The organism is Nonomuraea sp. NPDC049624, from assembly GCF_040675255.1.
In the GTDB taxonomy this organism is placed as follows: Bacteria; Actinomycetota; Actinomycetes; order Streptosporangiales; family Streptosporangiaceae; genus Nonomuraea.
Genome location: NZ_JBFAOR010000008.1, coordinates 60712 through 75212 on the forward strand (window position 1 = coordinate 60712; position 14501 = coordinate 75212).

Annotated in this window: 13 protein-coding genes; 7 read left to right on the forward strand and 6 right to left on the reverse strand. The window is 70.7% G+C overall.

The window, feature by feature from the left end; all coding sequences use genetic code 11:
- Positions 1 to 42 precede the first annotated feature (42 nt).
- Together AB0J76_RS31315 and AB0J76_RS31320 are read left to right on the forward strand one after the other, a co-directional pair.
- Complete coding sequence (locus tag AB0J76_RS31315) at positions 43 to 999, forward strand: zinc-binding dehydrogenase (protein WP_352323536.1); 957 nt, start codon at positions 43 to 45, stop codon at positions 997 to 999.
- Between the two features lie 76 nt (positions 1000 to 1075).
- Positions 1076 to 1933 (forward strand): oxygenase MpaB family protein, encoded by an 858-nt coding sequence (locus AB0J76_RS31320; RefSeq protein ID WP_352323535.1) that lies wholly within the window; start codon positions 1076 to 1078, stop codon positions 1931 to 1933.
- A 62-nt stretch (positions 1934 to 1995) separates the two neighbouring features.
- On the opposite strand, the gene AB0J76_RS31325 is transcribed toward AB0J76_RS31320, so the two are convergent.
- The 5 genes from AB0J76_RS31325 to AB0J76_RS31345 form a co-directional block, all read right to left on the reverse strand.
- Positions 1996 to 2724, reverse strand: coding sequence for a helix-turn-helix transcriptional regulator (locus AB0J76_RS31325; RefSeq protein ID WP_352323534.1), 729 nt, complete (start codon positions 2722 to 2724; stop codon positions 1996 to 1998).
- Positions 2721 to 3524, reverse strand: coding sequence for a DUF4097 family beta strand repeat-containing protein (locus AB0J76_RS31330; RefSeq protein ID WP_352323533.1), 804 nt, complete (start codon positions 3522 to 3524; stop codon positions 2721 to 2723). The genes AB0J76_RS31325 and AB0J76_RS31330 overlap by 4 nt, the downstream gene beginning before the upstream one ends.
- 99 nt (positions 3525 to 3623) lie before the next feature.
- The gene (locus AB0J76_RS31335) at positions 3624 to 3803 is read right to left on the reverse strand and encodes a DUF6104 family protein (protein ID WP_352323532.1); all 180 of its coding nucleotides are present in this window, start codon (positions 3801 to 3803) and stop codon (positions 3624 to 3626) included.
- Positions 3804 to 3893: 90 nt separating this feature from the next.
- Positions 3894 to 7532 (reverse strand): multifunctional oxoglutarate decarboxylase/oxoglutarate dehydrogenase thiamine pyrophosphate-binding subunit/dihydrolipoyllysine-residue succinyltransferase subunit, encoded by a 3639-nt coding sequence (locus AB0J76_RS31340; protein WP_352323531.1) that lies wholly within the window; start codon positions 7530 to 7532, stop codon positions 3894 to 3896.
- A 204-nt stretch (positions 7533 to 7736) separates the two neighbouring features.
- Positions 7737 to 8381 (reverse strand): phenylalanine--tRNA ligase beta subunit-related protein, encoded by a 645-nt coding sequence (locus AB0J76_RS31345; protein WP_352323530.1) that lies wholly within the window; start codon positions 8379 to 8381, stop codon positions 7737 to 7739.
- Positions 8382 to 8456: 75 nt separating this feature from the next.
- Between AB0J76_RS31345 and AB0J76_RS31350 the strand changes: the two genes are divergently transcribed.
- The gene (locus AB0J76_RS31350; RefSeq protein WP_352323529.1) at positions 8457 to 9050 is read left to right on the forward strand and encodes a helix-turn-helix domain-containing protein; all 594 of its coding nucleotides are present in this window, start codon (positions 8457 to 8459) and stop codon (positions 9048 to 9050) included.
- Positions 9047 to 10336, forward strand: a complete 1290-nt coding sequence (locus AB0J76_RS31355) for an MFS transporter (protein WP_352323528.1) — start codon at positions 9047 to 9049, stop codon at positions 10334 to 10336. The genes AB0J76_RS31350 and AB0J76_RS31355 overlap by 4 nt, the downstream gene beginning before the upstream one ends.
- On the opposite strand, the gene AB0J76_RS31360 is transcribed toward AB0J76_RS31355, so the two are convergent.
- Entirely contained in the window at positions 10284 to 11129 is an 846-nt protein-coding gene (locus AB0J76_RS31360; RefSeq protein ID WP_352323527.1) for a glutathione S-transferase C-terminal domain-containing protein, read from the reverse strand. The two genes, AB0J76_RS31355 and AB0J76_RS31360, sit on opposite strands and share 53 nt — an antisense overlap.
- 46 nt (positions 11130 to 11175) lie before the next feature.
- Here AB0J76_RS31360 and AB0J76_RS31365 point away from each other — a divergent pair, with 46 nt between their 5' ends.
- The 3 genes from AB0J76_RS31365 (at position 11176) to AB0J76_RS31375 (ending at position 14498) form a co-directional block, all read left to right on the forward strand.
- Complete coding sequence (locus AB0J76_RS31365) at positions 11176 to 12234, forward strand: MBL fold metallo-hydrolase (protein WP_352323526.1); 1059 nt, start codon at positions 11176 to 11178, stop codon at positions 12232 to 12234.
- Between the two features lie 55 nt (positions 12235 to 12289).
- Positions 12290 to 13162, forward strand: a complete 873-nt coding sequence (locus AB0J76_RS31370) for an SDR family oxidoreductase (protein WP_352323525.1) — start codon at positions 12290 to 12292, stop codon at positions 13160 to 13162.
- A 178-nt stretch (positions 13163 to 13340) separates the two neighbouring features.
- Positions 13341 to 14498: an ROK family transcriptional regulator gene (locus tag AB0J76_RS31375; RefSeq protein WP_352323524.1), complete on the forward strand. Its 1158-nt coding sequence runs from the start codon at positions 13341 to 13343 to the stop codon at positions 14496 to 14498.
- Positions 14499 to 14501: the final 3 nt, after the last annotated feature.

The window sequence follows — 14501 nt, forward strand, 5'->3', positions numbered from 1 at the left end:
CGGTGTCGTGGGTGGCGGCCGGTCGGTTAGTAGGGTGCGGCCATGTTCGCCGTAACCGCCACACAGACCGATCCCGACAATCCGCTCGCCGGGCTGACGCTCGGTGAGCACCCCGAGCCGAAGGCGCCCGACGGCTGGACGACCGTCTCGGTACGCGCCGCCGCCCTCAACCACCACGACCTGTGGACGCTCAAGGGCGTGGGCATCAGGCAGGACCGCCTGCCGATCGTGCTCGGCTGCGACGCCTCCGGCGTGGACGAGGACGGCAACGACGTCATCGTGCACGCCGTCATCGGCACGGGCGCGGACGAGACGCTCGACCCCAGGCGCTCGCTGCTGTCGGAGGTGCACGACGGGACGTTCGCCGAGCGGGTGGCCGTGCCGCGGCGCAACCTCGTGCCCAAGCCGGCCGCGCTCAGCTTCGAGGAGGCCGCCTGCCTGCCCACGGCCTGGCTGACCGCGTACCGCATGCTGTTCGACAAGGCCGGGCTCGAACCGGGCTCGACCGTGCTGGTGCAGGGCGCCGGCGGGGGCGTCGCCACCGCGCTGATCGCGCTCGGCCGCGCGGGCGGTTTCCGGGTCTGGGCGACCAGCCGGTCGGAGGCCAAGCGCGAGCGGGCCCGCGAGCTCGGCGCCGACCAGGTCTTCGAGACGGGCGCGCGGCTGCCCGAGCGGGTGGACGCGGTCATGGAGACGGTCGGCCAGGCCACCTGGGACCATTCGCTCAAGTCGCTCAGGCCGGGCGGCCGCATCGTGGTCTCCGGGGCCACCAGCGGCGCGGTCCCGCCCGCCGACCTCAACCGGGTCTTCTTCCTGCAGCTGTCCGTGGTCGGCACCACCATGGGCACCCGCGACCAGCTCCAGCGGCTGGCGGTGTTCCTGGAGCAGACGGGCGTGCGGCCGGTGATCGACCGGGCGCTGCCGATGACCGAGGCCCGGGACGGCTTCGCGGCCATGGCCGAGGGGGAGATCTTCGGGAAGATCGTCTTTACCGGCTGAATAAGTGCAGGGTTACTTGTCCGCCTTCCGGGTGATACAGGAAGAATGACGTCGTATCACCCTGGAGGCGTTCGCCATGAACGTTGAGCCGTTCGGCCCGGGTTCGATGCACTGGGACACCGCGGGCGAATACCGCAACCTGCTCGTGGCCGGCAGCGCGCTGGTCCTCCAGACCATGCATCCGGCGGTCGGCGCGGCCGTGGCCGAGCACTCGACGTACAAGGACGACCCGTGGGGGCGGCTCAACCGCACGCTCGCCTCCGTCCAGAAGTGGGTCTACGGCGGTGCGGGCGGCCTGGCCGAGGGACGGCGGCTGCGCGAGCTGCACCGCTCCATCAGCGGCGTGGACGAGCACGGCCGCGCCTACCACGCCCTGAACGGCGAGGCGTGGGCCTGGGTGCACCTGTCGCTGTTCGAGCGTTTCGTCACGCTCAACCGCTACTTCGGCACCCCGTACACCGAGGAGCAGCAGCGCCGCATGTACGCAGAGTCGCGGCAGCTCGGCGCGATCCTGCGGGTGCCGGAGCGGGAGATGCCGGCGGACCTGGAGGCGTTCTGGCGCTACTTCGACACGATGGTCGCCGAACGGCTGGAGCCGCACCCGACGGCGCTGGAGGTGCTCGCCGTCATGCGCGGCACGCCCGCCCCGCCCGGCCTGCCGGGGCCGCTGCGCCGCCTGTGGACGCCGGTGGGGCTGGGGTCGGGGGAGTTCAACCACTTCGTCACGGTCGGCACCCTGCCGCCGGCCGCGCGCCGGAAGCTCGGCCTGCGCTGGACGGCCCGGGACGAGCGGCGGCTGCGGCACCTCGGGCACGCTGTGGCGATGCTGACCGCGCGCCTGCCCGAGCGCCTGCGCTACATGCCGGTCGCCTACCACGCCCGCAGAGCGGCCCGCGGCCACGGACGCCCCCAACGCTCATTGCGCTCGGCCTGACGACGGCTCAGCGAGGGCCCAACGACGGCCCAGTGACGGTCCGGCGACGGTCCGGCGACGGCTCAGCGCTGGAGGATGTCGCGGATGCGGGCGGACGCCTCGTCGAGCACGGTGTGCAGCTCGTGCAGCTTCTGCGTGGTCAGGGCGGCGTCGGCGGCCTCCGTGCGGGCCTGGGCCACGAAGTCGGCGAGCAGCTCGCCCAGCTCGCTGTCGAGCTCGGTCCGGCGCACGGTGTCGCCGCCGAGCGTGGTCCAGATGTCCGACCAGATCCGGCGCCACTCGCCGGCCAGCCGGTCGCTCTCCACCTGCCACTGGTTGGCGTGCGCCATCCACTGCCGCTTCTGCTGCTCCTTGAGCCGCTTGAGCTCCTCGGCCCGCGCCTTGGCGTCGTCGTGGGCGCCGGTGCGCACGTCCTTGGCCATCCGGGTCAGCTCGTCGCGCAGCGACTTCACCGTGTCGCGGACGTCCTCCTTGACCTCGCGGGCGATGTCCCGCACGGAGGCGGAGATCTCCTGCTCCAGGTCGTCGAGCTCGTCGAGCCGGGCGTTGAGCTCCTCGCGGCCCTTGTCGGTGATGGAGAACACCTTCTTGCCCTCGATCACCTCGTGCGTGACCAGGCCCTCCTCCTCCAGGCGGGCCAGTCGCGGGTAGATCGTGCCGGGCGAGGGCGAGTAGACGCCGAGGAAGCGGTCCTGGAGCAGCCGGATGACCTCGTATCCGTGCCGCGGGCTCTCCTCCAGCAGCTTGAGCAGGTACAGCCGGAGCCGGCCGTGACCGAAGACAGGGCTCATTCCTTCTCTCCCTTGAGCAGCGCGACCTCGCCCGAGACGGTGTACGCCGACAGTGAGGCCATGCCGCCCCCCAGCCGTCCGGACAGGGTCTTGGAGCCGGGACTGTTGTCCGCCGACAGGCCGCCGAACGTGGAGCTCAGCCTGCCGGAGGTGGACCTCATGGTGACGTCGGACTCGACGTTCTCCGGCACCCGCACCAGGATGGCACCCGAGACGCTGTTGAGCGTCACATGACTCGTCGGCCGCAGCCTCAGGTCGGCGGTGATGCGGCCGGACACCGTGCTGGCCTTGAGCCGGCGCGGGCTGCCGTCGGCGAGGGTCAGCTCGCCCGAGACGGTCTTCAGCGCCAGGTCGCCCTCCATGGCCCGGCTCTCGATCGAGCCGGAGACCGTGGTGGCGCTCACCTCGCCGCTCACGCCGTCGAGGACGACCTCGGAGGACACGCTCTTGACCCGGGTGGACCGCTCGAACCCGGCCAGCACCGTGGACGCCGAGACCACCTCCGTGTTCACCCGGCAGCCCTTGGGCACGGTGAGCGTGAGGTTGGTCCTGCGCTTGTCGCGCCGCAGCCAGCCGAGCAGCCCGTCCAGGGTCAGGCCCTCGTAGGCGACGACCAGCTCCTTGGTCAGCGCGTCGTAGCTGACCAGCAACGGCGCGGCCGACTCGATCTCCGTCAGCTCCAGCGTGGGCGGGCCCTCGCTGGCCAGGACGGCCAGCCTGCCGGCGACGATCCGCACGTCAAGTGACTCAACCGGCCCGAACGTGAGCTGCTCGGGAGCGTTCAGCGTCCACTTCTCCATGAACGTATGCCTCCTCGACGAGTACGTCTCCTACGAGAACACGATATGTCGCGTTACTCGAAAACTCAAGATGTATCGCGTCTTGGCGGCGGAATCCCGTCAGTCGTCGTCCTCGTCGTCGAGGCGGGCCAGCCAGGTGGCCAGCCGCTCGATCGGGGTCTCGAACTCGGGGTTGAGATCGACGAACTCGCGCAGCCGCTCGCCCAGCCACAGCACGCTGACCTCTTCCTCGCCCCGCCGATCGACCAGCTCCTCGATCCCTCGATCGGTGAAGTACATGGGTTTCTCCTTCGTGCAGGCAGGGTCGGCACCCTGCCGGTCAACACAGAAGCCCCCGGCCGGACGGCCGGGGGCTCACTGGCGGCCTGCTCAGCCGAAGAGCTGGTGGAGGATCTCCTCCAGCTCGGTGTCGTGCGAGTTGTGCGAACCCGTCGCGGGCGAGCTGTTCGGGGTCCGCGAGACGCGGCGCAGCGACCGGCCGCCGAGCGTCTGCGGGTCTTCGGCCAGCTTCAGCGTCAGGTAGGGCCACGGGCCCATGTTCACCGGCTCGTCCTGGGCCCACACCAGCTCGGCCTGCTGCCCGTAGCGGGCCAGCTCGGCGGTGAGCTCCTCGGTGGGGAACGGGTAGAGCCGCTCGAGACGGACGATCGCGACGTCGTCGCGGCCCGTCTTGTCGCGCTGCGCGGCCAGGTCGTAGTAGAGCTTGCCCGAGACCAGGACGATCCGGGTGACCTTGGCCGGGTCGACCGTGGTGTCGCCGATGACCGGCTGGAAGGTGCCGGTGGTGAAGTCGGACGCCTTCGACGTGGCCGCCTTGTGCCGCAGCAGCGACTTGGGCGTGAAGACCACCATCGGCTTGCGCCGGTTCGACTCCACCTGCCAGCGCAGCAGGTGGAAGTAGTTGGCCGGCGTGGACGGCTGCGCGACCGTCATGTTGTCGAGCGCGCAGACCTGCAGGAACCGCTCGATCCTGGCCGAGGAGTGGTCGGGGCCCTGGCCCTCGTAGCCGTGCGGCAGCAGCAGCACGACCGAGGAGCGCTGGCCCCACTTCTGCTCACCGGACGAGATGAACTCGTCGATGATCGTCTGGGCGCCGTTGACGAAGTCGCCGAACTGCGCCTCCCAGGCCACCAGGGCGTCCGGACGCACGACGCTGTAGCCGTACTCGAAGCCCAGCGCCGCGAACTCGCTGAGCAGCGAGTCGTAGACGTAGAACTTCGTGGTGCCCTCGTTGAACTGCTTCAGCGGCGTGTGGTCGGCGCCGGTCATCCGGTCGACCAGCACCGCGTGGCGCTGGGTGAACGTGCCGCGCCGGGAGTCCTGGCCGACCAGGCGCACCGGGTGGCCGTCGATCAGCAGCGAGCCGAACGCCAGCGTCTCGCCCATCGCCCAGTCGATCGAGTCGGTCTCGACCATCTGACCGCGGCGCTGCAGCACCGGCGCCAGGCGCGGGTGCGGCGTGAAGCCCTCGGGCAGGTTGAGCTGGGTGTCGACGATGCGCTTGAGCGTCTCGTCGCTGATCGCCGTCGGCGTGTCGGCGTGGGACCACTTGACGACCTCGGCCGGGGGCACCCGCATGGCGGCCGCCTCCTTGGGCTTCTTGGCCGCCTCGCGCGTCTCGGTGAACGCCTGCTCCAGCTTGGCCTGGTAGTCGCGCAGCGCCGACTCGGCCTCCTCGACCGTGATGTCGCCCCGGCCGATCAGCGCCTCGGTGTAGAGCTTGCGGGTGGAGCGCTTGGCGTCGATCAGGTCGTACATCAGCGGCTGGGTGAAGGCGGGGTTGTCGCCCTCGTTGTGGCCGCGGCGGCGGTAGCAGATGAGGTCGATGACGACGTCCTTGCGGAACGCCTGGCGGTATTCGTAGGCCAGCTGGCCCACGCGCACCACGGCCTCGGGGTCGTCGCCGTTGACGTGGAAGATCGGCGCCTGGATCATCCGCGCGACGTCGGTCGCGTAGACCGACGAGCGGGAGGAGGCCGGCGAGGTGGTGAAGCCCACCTGGTTGTTGACCACCACGTGCACGGTGCCGCCGGTGCGGTAGCCGCGCAGCTGCGACAGGTTGAGCGTCTCGGCCACCACGCCCTGGCCGGCGAAGGCCGCGTCGCCGTGGACGAGGACGGGAAGGACGGTGAAGCCCTCCTCGCCGCGCTCCAGGAGGTCCTGCTTGGCGCGGACGACGCCCTCCAGCACCGGGTCGACCGCCTCCAGGTGGGAGGGGTTGGCCACCACGGACGCCGTGATCGTCTTGCCGCTCGGGGCGGTGAACTCGCCGCTCGCGCCCAGGTGGTACTTGACGTCGCCGGAGCCGTGGGCGGTGCGCGGGTCGATGTTGCCCTCGAACTCGCCGAAGATCTGCGCGTAGGACTTGCCCACGATGTTGGCCAGCACGTTGAGCCGGCCGCGGTGGGCCATGCCGATGACGACCTCGTCGAGGCCCTCGTCGGCGGCGTCGCTGATCACCGAGTCGAGCAGCGGGATCAGGGACTCGCCGCCCTCCAGCGAGAAGCGCTTCTGGCCGACGAACTTCGTCTGCAGGAACGTCTCGAACGCCTCGGCGGTGTTGAGCCGGGACAGGATGTTGAGCTGCTCGTCGCGCTCGGGCGAGGCGTGCGGCTTCTCCACCCGCGCCTGGATCCAGGCCCGCTCCTCGGGGTTCTGGATGTGCATGTACTCGATGCCGACCGTGCGGCAGTAGGAGTCGCGCAGCACGCCCAGGATCTCGCGGAGCTTCATCAGCGGACGGCCGCCGAAACCGCCCGTGGCGAACTCGCGCTCGAGGTCCCACAGGGTCAGCCCGTGGGACTGGATGTCGAGGTCGGGGTGCTTGCGCTGCTTGTACTCCAGCGGGTCGGTCTCGGCCATCAGGTGGCCGCGCACGCGGTAGGCGTGGATCAGCTCGATGACCCGGGCCGACTTGGCCACGTCGTCGTCGTGCGAGGCCGAGATGTCCTGGACCCAGCGCACCGGCTCGTACGGGATGCGCAGCGCCTCGAAGATCTCGTCGTAGAAGCCGTCCTCGCCGAGCAGCAACCGGTGGATCTGGCGCAGGAAGTCGCCCGACTGGGCGCCCTGGATGATCCGGTGGTCGTAGGTGCTGGTCAGCGTCATGACCTTGGAGACGGCCAGGCGCGACAGCGTGTCGGGCGAGGCGCCCTGGTACTCGGCCGGGTATTCCATCGCGCCGACGCCGATGATCGTGCCCTGGCCGGGCATGAGGCGCGGAACGGAGTGGACGGTGCCGATCGTGCCGGGGTTGGTCAGCGAGATCGTGGTGCCGGAGAAGTCGTCGACGCCCAGCTTGCCCGCGCGGGCCTTGCGGACGACCTCTTCGTAGGCCACCCAGAACTGGCGGAAGTCCATCTCCTCGGCGCCCTTGATCGAGGGCACGAGGAGCTGGCGCTCACCGTTGCTCTTCTGGACGTCGATCGCCAGGCCGAACCCGACGTGCTCGGGCTTGACCAGCGTGGGCTTGCCGTCGACCTCCGTGTAGGAGTAGTTCATCTCCGGCATCGCCTTCAGCGCCTTGACGATCGCGAAGCCGATCAGGTGGGTGAAGGAGATCTTGCCGCCACGCCCCCGCTTGAGGTGATTGTTGATCACGATGCGGTTGTCGATGAGCAGCTTGGCCGGGATGGCCCGGACGCTGGTCGCCGTGGGGACAGTCAGGGACAGGTCCATGTTGGCGGCCGTGCGCGCGGCGGCGCCGCGCAGCTTCACCTCCTCGGCGCCCTTGGGCACCGGGGTGGCCGGCTGCTTCGGCTTCTCGGCTGCCGGAGGCGCCTTCGGCGGCGCCTTGGGAGGTGCGGGCGCGGTCGCAGTGCCGTTCGCCGCCTCCCTGACCGGGGTCCGGCCCGGTCCGTAATCAGGGTTGTAGTCAGCGAAGAAGTTCCACCAGGCCTTGTCGACAGACTCTGGATCTTGAAGATACTTCTGGTACAGCTCGTCGACAAGCCACTCGTTCTGACCAAAGCTTGCCAGCGGGTTTGTCCGCGACGACTCAGACGACACGGCGGAAATCGCCCTCTTCCGCAGATCGGCGTTGATGTTAGAGAACCTGTCCAAGGCTACTCGCCCGGACCGGCAGCGCGCGCCGAAGAGCACGCGCCGCCTCGAACGATCCTCTCAGGACACGCCGAAGAGGTCACGCCCGCCTAGTCAATCCAGGGAGAGCCGCCATTGTTACTGTTTGGTATCAACGTATGGCCGGCAGGTTTATTTCCCTCCGGGCACGATTCTGCTGGTGATCCGCACCCCGGGTGACAGCTCCTCCAGCAGCTCCGCCAGCTCCTTGCCGGCCTGCTGGAGCTCCTCCATCGACATCGGCTCCAGCCGTTCGAGGAGGAAGATCGCGTTGGTCGTCTCCTCGGTGAGGCGGGTGCGCGCCACCTGACGCCAGTTCCACCGGCGGCAGGTCACGCCGGCGTCGTCGCGCCAGATCACCTCGCCGGGCTCGGGCTGCCCGAGCGCCTCCTCGGAGTGCTCGTCGCCGGTCGCCCGCACCAGCCGGGCCGGGCCCTGGTAGCGGTCGAGGTCCTCGCCGCCGATGGGCAGCGCGTGCTTGACGCTGATCGTGTTGTACGCGTCGACCACCCGGTTGATCTCGGGCAGCGGCATGCGCCGGGTCAGGGCGTCGACCGAGGGCCGGGTGCGCTGCGGCTTGGCGCCGAAGGCGCGGTAGGCGTCCTTCCAGGCGTCGATCTTGTCGGCCTGGACCTCGCACGCCGACGCCTCGGCCAGCCAGGCGCGGGTGCGGTCGTCGGTGGGGCCGTTCCGCAGGCCGTGGGCCAGCATCACCAGCACGGCGAAGTCGGGGCGCAGGGCGAGGACGGCGTCGTCCACGCGGATGTCGTCGAGCATGCGCCCAGTCTAGAAGGGGGGCGAATTCGCAAAAATCACTTTGCAAAAAAGCCTTTGCGGTCTAGGGTCGTGCTCATGGAGGAGCAGTACAGGATCAGTGACCCGCAGGTGCTCAAAGTGGTCGCCCACCCCTTGCGGGTGCGGCTGCTCGGGCTGCTGCGCAGCGACGGCCCGGCCACCGCCAGCGAGCTGGGCCGCAAGGTCGGCGAGAGCTCCGGCTCGACCAGCTACCACCTGCGGGAGCTGTTCAAGTACGGCTTCATCGAGGAGGACCCCGACCGGCGCGACGGCCGCGAGCGCCGCTGGCGGGCCCGCCACCGCTACACCTCCTGGGACAGCGGCGAGCTGTCCGGCACCGCGGAGGGCCGCGAGGCGGTCCGGATCATGCGGATGCGCCAGGTCGAGGCGCTCGCCCGCGTCGCCCAGGACTACGACGAGCGCCGCTGGCCGCCGGAGTGGGTGCGGGCGGCGGGGATGAGCGACGACTTCGTGCGGCTGCCGCCGGCCGGGCTGCTGGAGTTCGACGAGCGGGTCGAGGAGCTGCTCCGCGAGCTGACCGCCCGCTACGCCGGGGACCCCGACGCCCGGCAGGTGCACGTCTGGCGGGGGGCCTTCCCCCGCGAGGGCTTCCCCCGGGCCGGCGACGACGAAGAGGAGCAGAACCGATGACCGCTCGTTCCGCCCTGCGGCGCTACATGCTCGTCAGCTTCCTGACCTGGCTGCCGCTGGGGCTCATGGTCGCCTGCATGGTGCTGCTGATGACCGAGAGAGGGCTCGGCCTGGCCCAGGTCGGCCTGTCGGTGACCGTCTTCTCGGTGGTCACCGCGAGCCTGGAGCTGCCCACCGGCGGCCTGGCCGACGTCGTCGGGCGGCGCGCGGTGCTGGCCTGCTCGGCGGTGTTCACCGCGGCGGCCCTGGCGCTGATGAGCGTCTCCACCGCGTTCTGGATGTTCCTGGTCAGCGGCGTGCTCAAGGGGGTGGGCAGGGCCCTGTCCAGCGGCCCGGCGACCTCCTGGTACGTCGACACGCTGCACGGCATCGAGGGCGAGGGGGCCGACCTCAAGCCCGGCCTCGCGCGCGGCGGCGCGATGGAGTCGGTGGCGTTGTGCGTCGGCGTGCTGCTGGGCGGGGCGGTCCCGATGCTGGTGCCGCCGGAGCTGGTGACGCCGCTCGCCGTGCCGCCGCTGCTGGGGGCGGGCGCGGCCGTCGTGCTGCTGGTCGTGGTGATGTTCGCGCTGCCCGAGCCGGCGCACGCGCGGCGGTCGCTGGGCGGCGTGCTGCGCGAGGTGCCCGCCACGGTGGTCGCCGGGATCCGGCTGGCGGCCGGGGGCGCGGTGCTGCGCCGCCTGATGGCCGCCGCGGCGGCGTCCGGCGTGCTGCTGATGACGATCGAGCTGCTGACCCCCGGCCGCCTGGCCGAGCTGGCCGGCACGGCCGAGCGCGGCAGCCTGTTCTACGCCGTCGTGGCGGCCCTGGGCTACGCCGCCAGCGCCACCGGCAGCGTGCTGGCCCCACGCGTGGCGCGCCTGGCCGGGAGCTCGGCCAGGGGGGCCGTCGCGGGCGCGGTGCTCTGCGCGCTGTCGGTCGGCTTGCTGGCCGCCACCGCCGGGGTGGACGGCGTGCCCGGCCTGGTGGCGGCCGGGCTGGCCTACCTCGTCATGTTCGCCGGGCTGTCGGTGACCGGGCTGCTCTGCCTGGAGATGCAGCACAACGCGGTCTCCGCCGCCGAGCGCACGACGGTCACCTCGACGTCCTCGCTCTCGCTCCAGGCGGGCGGGGTGCTGGCCAACTCCACGCTCGGCGTCCTGGCCGCGCAGGCGGGCGCGTCGGCCGCCTGGTGGGTGGCCTCCGGGGTGGTGCTGGCCTCGGCGCTGCTGTTCGTCGCGATGCCGAGGCCGGGGGTCACAGGCTCCAGTCGAGTTCCGGTCCTACCGGAACGATCCTGCTCGGGTTGATGTTCGTCTGGGTCATGTAGTAGTGGCGTCTGATGTGGTCGAAGTCCGTGGTGTCGCGGAAGGCGGGGATCGCGTAGAGCCTGCGGGTGTACGCCCACAACGCCGGATAGTCGGTCAGCCGCCTGATCGAGCACTTGAAATGGCTGTGATAGACCGTGTCGAACCTGACCAGCGTGGTGAACAGCCGCACGTCGCTGTCGGTGAGCGTGCCGAAGAGGAACTCCGACTCCGCCAGGCGCACCTCCAGCAGGTCGAGCGTGGTGAACACCCGGGTGACCGCCTCCTCGTACGCCTGCTGCCCGCGGGCGAAGCCGGCCTCGTAGACCGCGTTGTTGAGGCCGTGGTAGAGGCGGTCGTTCATGATGTCGATGTCCGGGCGCAGGCGTTCGGGGTACAGGTCGGGCGCGCTGCCCCACGACGTCTCCAGGTCGAGGGTGATCTGCGGGAAGTCGTTGGTGACCAGGCGTTCTTCCTGGATGTCCCAGATGCACGGCACGGTGTAGCGGCCCGTGTAGCCCGGTTCGGTCGCGTGGTAGAGCTCCGACAGGTACGGCGGGTCGCCGTCGGGGATCCGCCAGCCCTTCTCGTCGCGGATGGGGTCGACGATCGTGACGTCCAGCAGGTCCTCCAGGCGGAGCAGGGCGCGGACGATCAGCACGCGCTGTGCCCATGGGCAGGCGTAGGAGGCGTAGAGCCGGTAGCGGCCGGGCTCGGGCGGCCCGAGCCGTTCGGTGAAGCGGTTCGGCTGCCGGACGAAGCGGCCATCGTCTGAGATCTCGCGGCTCAGCTTCATGACCCCTAGTAGAACATGATTCGGGACCAGAACTATATTCGGGGCCATGGCTAAGTTCGTGGTGACTCCTTCCAGCGTGGCGCAGCGTGAGGCATGGATGAGCGGGGCGGTTCCGGCGGTCGAGCGGGTCCGGCCGGGGCTGTGGTCGATCCCGGTGCCCATCCCGGTCAACCCGCTGCGGTACGTGCTGGTCTACGCCCTCGAACTGCCCGGCGGCGTGGCCATCGTGGACGCCGGATGGAACACCGACGAGGCCTACGACGCCCTGTCCGCCGGGCTCGCCGTGGCCGGCTACGGGATCGCCGACGTCAGGGCCGTCCTGGTCACCCACCTGCACCCCGACCACTACGGCCTGGCCGGACGCGTCCGCGAGGCGTCGGGGGCCTGGATCGGGCTGCACCCGGCCGACGCCAACCTCGTGCGCGAACGGTACGACGACGACGCCATCGACTCGCTCGTCCAGCGGGAGCGGGCCCTGCTCCGGCGCTCCGGCGTGCCCGACCTGAGCCTGGACGAGCTGGCCGGAGCCTCCATGATGATCAGGCACATGGTCACGATGGCCCGTCCCGACCGGCTGATCGAGGACGGCGAGGACCTCGGCCTGCCCGGCTGGGACCTGCGGGCCGTCTGGACCCCCGGCCACACGCCCGGCCACCTGTGCTTCGTCTCGCCGGAGCGCAGGCTGCTGCTCTCCGGCGACCACGTGCTGGCGAAGATCACGCCGATCGTGGCCGTGCACCCCCAGTCGGGTCCCGATCCGCTGGCCGACTACCTCGGCTCGCTGGCCGCCGTCCGCGAGCTGGAGGTGGACGAGGTGCTGCCCGGCCACGAGTACCGCTTCCTGGAACTGGCCGGACGCGTCGACCACGTGCTGGCGCACCACGACGAGCGGCTGGCCGAGATCGAGCGCGTCGTCGGCGAGGACGACGGCGTGACCTGCTGGGACGTCGCCACCCGGCTGAGCTGGTCGCGCCCCTGGGAGACGATCCCGCCGTTCATGCGCCGGGCGGCCAACAACGAGACGCTGGCCCACCTGGTATGGCTGGCCGGACGGGGCAGGGTACGCCGGGAGGAGGGCGAGCCCGAGCTCTGGAGACGCGCCTGAGCCAGTCGGTTATCGTACTCCTACCAGAATGTTGTTCTCTTGCTCTGGAGGTTCGATGCTTCGGTTCGATGACAGGGTCGCGATCATCACGGGCGCCGGGCACGGCCTCGGCAGGGCGCACGCGCTCCTGCTCGCCGAGCGGGGCGCCAAGGTCGTGGTCAACGACCTCGGCGGCGCGCTCGACGGCACCGGCGCCTCCACCGGCCCCGCCGCCGAGGTGGTCGAGCTCATCACCAAGAACGGCGGCCAGGCCGTCGCCAACGCCGACAACGTCGCCACCCCCGAGGGCGCGAGGGCGCTCGTGCAGACGGCCGTCGACGCGTTCGGCCGGGTCGACATCGTCGTCAACAACGCGGGCATCCTGCGGGACCGGTCGTTCGGCAAGATGACCGTCGAGGACTTCGACAGCGTGCTTGCCGTGCACGTGCGCGGGTCGTACCTGGTCAGCCAGGCCGCCTACCCGCTGATGAAGGAGGCCGGGTACGGCCGCGTCGTCAACACCTCCAGCCCGGCCGGCCTGTTCGGCAACTTCGGCCAGGCCAACTACTCCACGGCCAAGATGGGCCTGGTCGGGCTGACCAAGACGCTGGCCGTCGAGGGCGCGCGCAACGGCATCAAGGCCAACGCCATCGCCCCCATCGCCTGGACCAGGATGACCGAGGCGCTGCTGCCGGCCGAGTTCGAGGCCAAGTTCACGCCCGAGCGGGTGAGCGCGCTGGTCGCCTACCTCGTGCACGACTCGTGCGAGTCGAGCGGGGAGGTGTTCACCGTCGGCGGCGGGCGGGTGGCCCGCGTGTTCGTGGCCGAGGGGCCCGGCTGGAAGGCCGACGACCTCACCCCCGAGGCGATCGCCGACAACTGGGGCTCGGTGATGGCCGAGCAGCCGTACGTGCTGACCGCCGGCGACTCGATGAAGGCCATGCTCTAGCGCCGCGGCCTGCCGGAAGCCGGTCATCGCCCGCCGGGGCGGTGGCCGGCTTCCGTGCGTTCGGGAGGGTCCCGGCGAACGTCTCATGCCAGGCTTTGTTCGATCTTCGGCATAAGTCCGCGAGGTTCGGTCGAATCAGACTCTTGATTTGCCACATGAGTGATCTTATTGTTCCCGCATGACCCCCCAGCCGGGCTCGGCTGCCGACGTCCTGACGCTCATCAGCGCCGGATCGGCGACCACCCGTTCCGATCTCGCGCGCCTCACCGGACTGGCCAGATCCACGATCTCCCAGCGGGTCGACGCGCTCATCGAGCGCGGCCTGGTCGAGGAGACCGAGAGCGGCGAGTCCACCGGCGGCCGTCCCCCGCGCCAGCTCCGCCTGCACACCGAGGAGCACGCCTTCGCCGGCGTCGACCTCGGCGCCACCCACTGCCGGGTCGCGCTCATGGACCTGACCGGCGGCCTGCTGGCCGAGTGCGAAGACCCGCTGGAGATCGGCGAGGGCCCCGACAAGGTGCTCGCCCACGTCGACCAGCGGCTCGACCGGCTGCTCGTTGAGGCCGGGCGGCCCCGCGCCGCGCTGCGCGCCATCGGCATCGGCGTGCCCGGCCCGGTGGAGTTCGCCACCGGCCGCCCCAACAACCCGCCGATCATGCCCGGCTGGAACGACTACCCCGTCCCCGAGTACTTCGACGGCATCCAGGTGCTGGTCGACAACGACGTCAACGTCATGGCGCTCGGCGAGCATCGCAACGCCTTCGCCGGCACCAGCCACCTGCTGTTCGTCAAGGTCGGCACCGGCATCGGCTGCGGCATCGTGGCCGACGGCAAGCTCCACCGGGGAGCCCAGGGCTCGGCCGGCGACATCGGGCACATCCGCGTCAGCGGCCACGACGACGCCGGCTGCCGCTGCGGCAACAGCGCCTGCCTGGAGGCCGTGGCCGGCGGCGCCGCCATCGCCCGCCGGCTCGCCGAGCTCGGCCTGGCCGCCGAGAGCGGCGCCGACGTCGTCGCGCTCGTCCAGGCGGGCAACACCCAGGCGCTGCGGCTGGTCAGGGAGGCCGGCCGGCTCATCGGCGAGGTGCTGGCCGGCCTGGTCAACTTCTTCAACCCCGAGGTCATCGTCATCGGCGGCGCGCTGTCCCGCGTCCACGAGCACCTCCTGGCCGGCATCAGGGAGACCATCTACCGCCGGTCCCTGCCGCTGGCCACCCACCACCTGTCCATCACCCCGAGCCGCACCGGGATCAACGCCGCCGCTCTCGGCGCGGGCCTGCTCGCCATCGAGCACTACCTGTCACCGGACAACATCAACCGCATCGTCAACGCCTGAAGG

Excerpts from the sequence above, each read along its gene's own strand:
- AB0J76_RS31315 (WP_352323536.1), top strand. The coding sequence starts at position 43 with ATGTTCGCCGTAACCGCCACACAGACCGATCCCGACAATCCGCTCGCC.
- AB0J76_RS31320 (WP_352323535.1), top strand. The coding sequence starts at position 1,076 with ATGAACGTTGAGCCGTTCGGCCCGGGTTCGATGCACTGGGACACCGCG.
- AB0J76_RS31325 (WP_352323534.1), bottom strand. The coding sequence starts at position 2,724 with ATGAGCCCTGTCTTCGGTCACGGCCGGCTCCGGCTGTACCTGCTCAAG.
- AB0J76_RS31330 (WP_352323533.1), bottom strand. The coding sequence starts at position 3,524 with ATGGAGAAGTGGACGCTGAACGCTCCCGAGCAGCTCACGTTCGGGCCG.
- AB0J76_RS31335 (WP_352323532.1), bottom strand. The coding sequence starts at position 3,803 with ATGTACTTCACCGATCGAGGGATCGAGGAGCTGGTCGATCGGCGGGGC.
- AB0J76_RS31345 (WP_352323530.1), bottom strand. The coding sequence starts at position 8,381 with ATGCTCGACGACATCCGCGTGGACGACGCCGTCCTCGCCCTGCGCCCC.
- AB0J76_RS31350 (WP_352323529.1), top strand. The coding sequence starts at position 8,457 with ATGGAGGAGCAGTACAGGATCAGTGACCCGCAGGTGCTCAAAGTGGTC.
- AB0J76_RS31355 (WP_352323528.1), top strand. The coding sequence starts at position 9,047 with ATGACCGCTCGTTCCGCCCTGCGGCGCTACATGCTCGTCAGCTTCCTG.
- AB0J76_RS31360 (WP_352323527.1), bottom strand. The coding sequence starts at position 11,129 with ATGAAGCTGAGCCGCGAGATCTCAGACGATGGCCGCTTCGTCCGGCAG.
- AB0J76_RS31365 (WP_352323526.1), top strand. The coding sequence starts at position 11,176 with ATGGCTAAGTTCGTGGTGACTCCTTCCAGCGTGGCGCAGCGTGAGGCA.
- AB0J76_RS31370 (WP_352323525.1), top strand. The coding sequence starts at position 12,290 with ATGCTTCGGTTCGATGACAGGGTCGCGATCATCACGGGCGCCGGGCAC.
- AB0J76_RS31375 (WP_352323524.1), top strand. The coding sequence starts at position 13,341 with ATGACCCCCCAGCCGGGCTCGGCTGCCGACGTCCTGACGCTCATCAGC.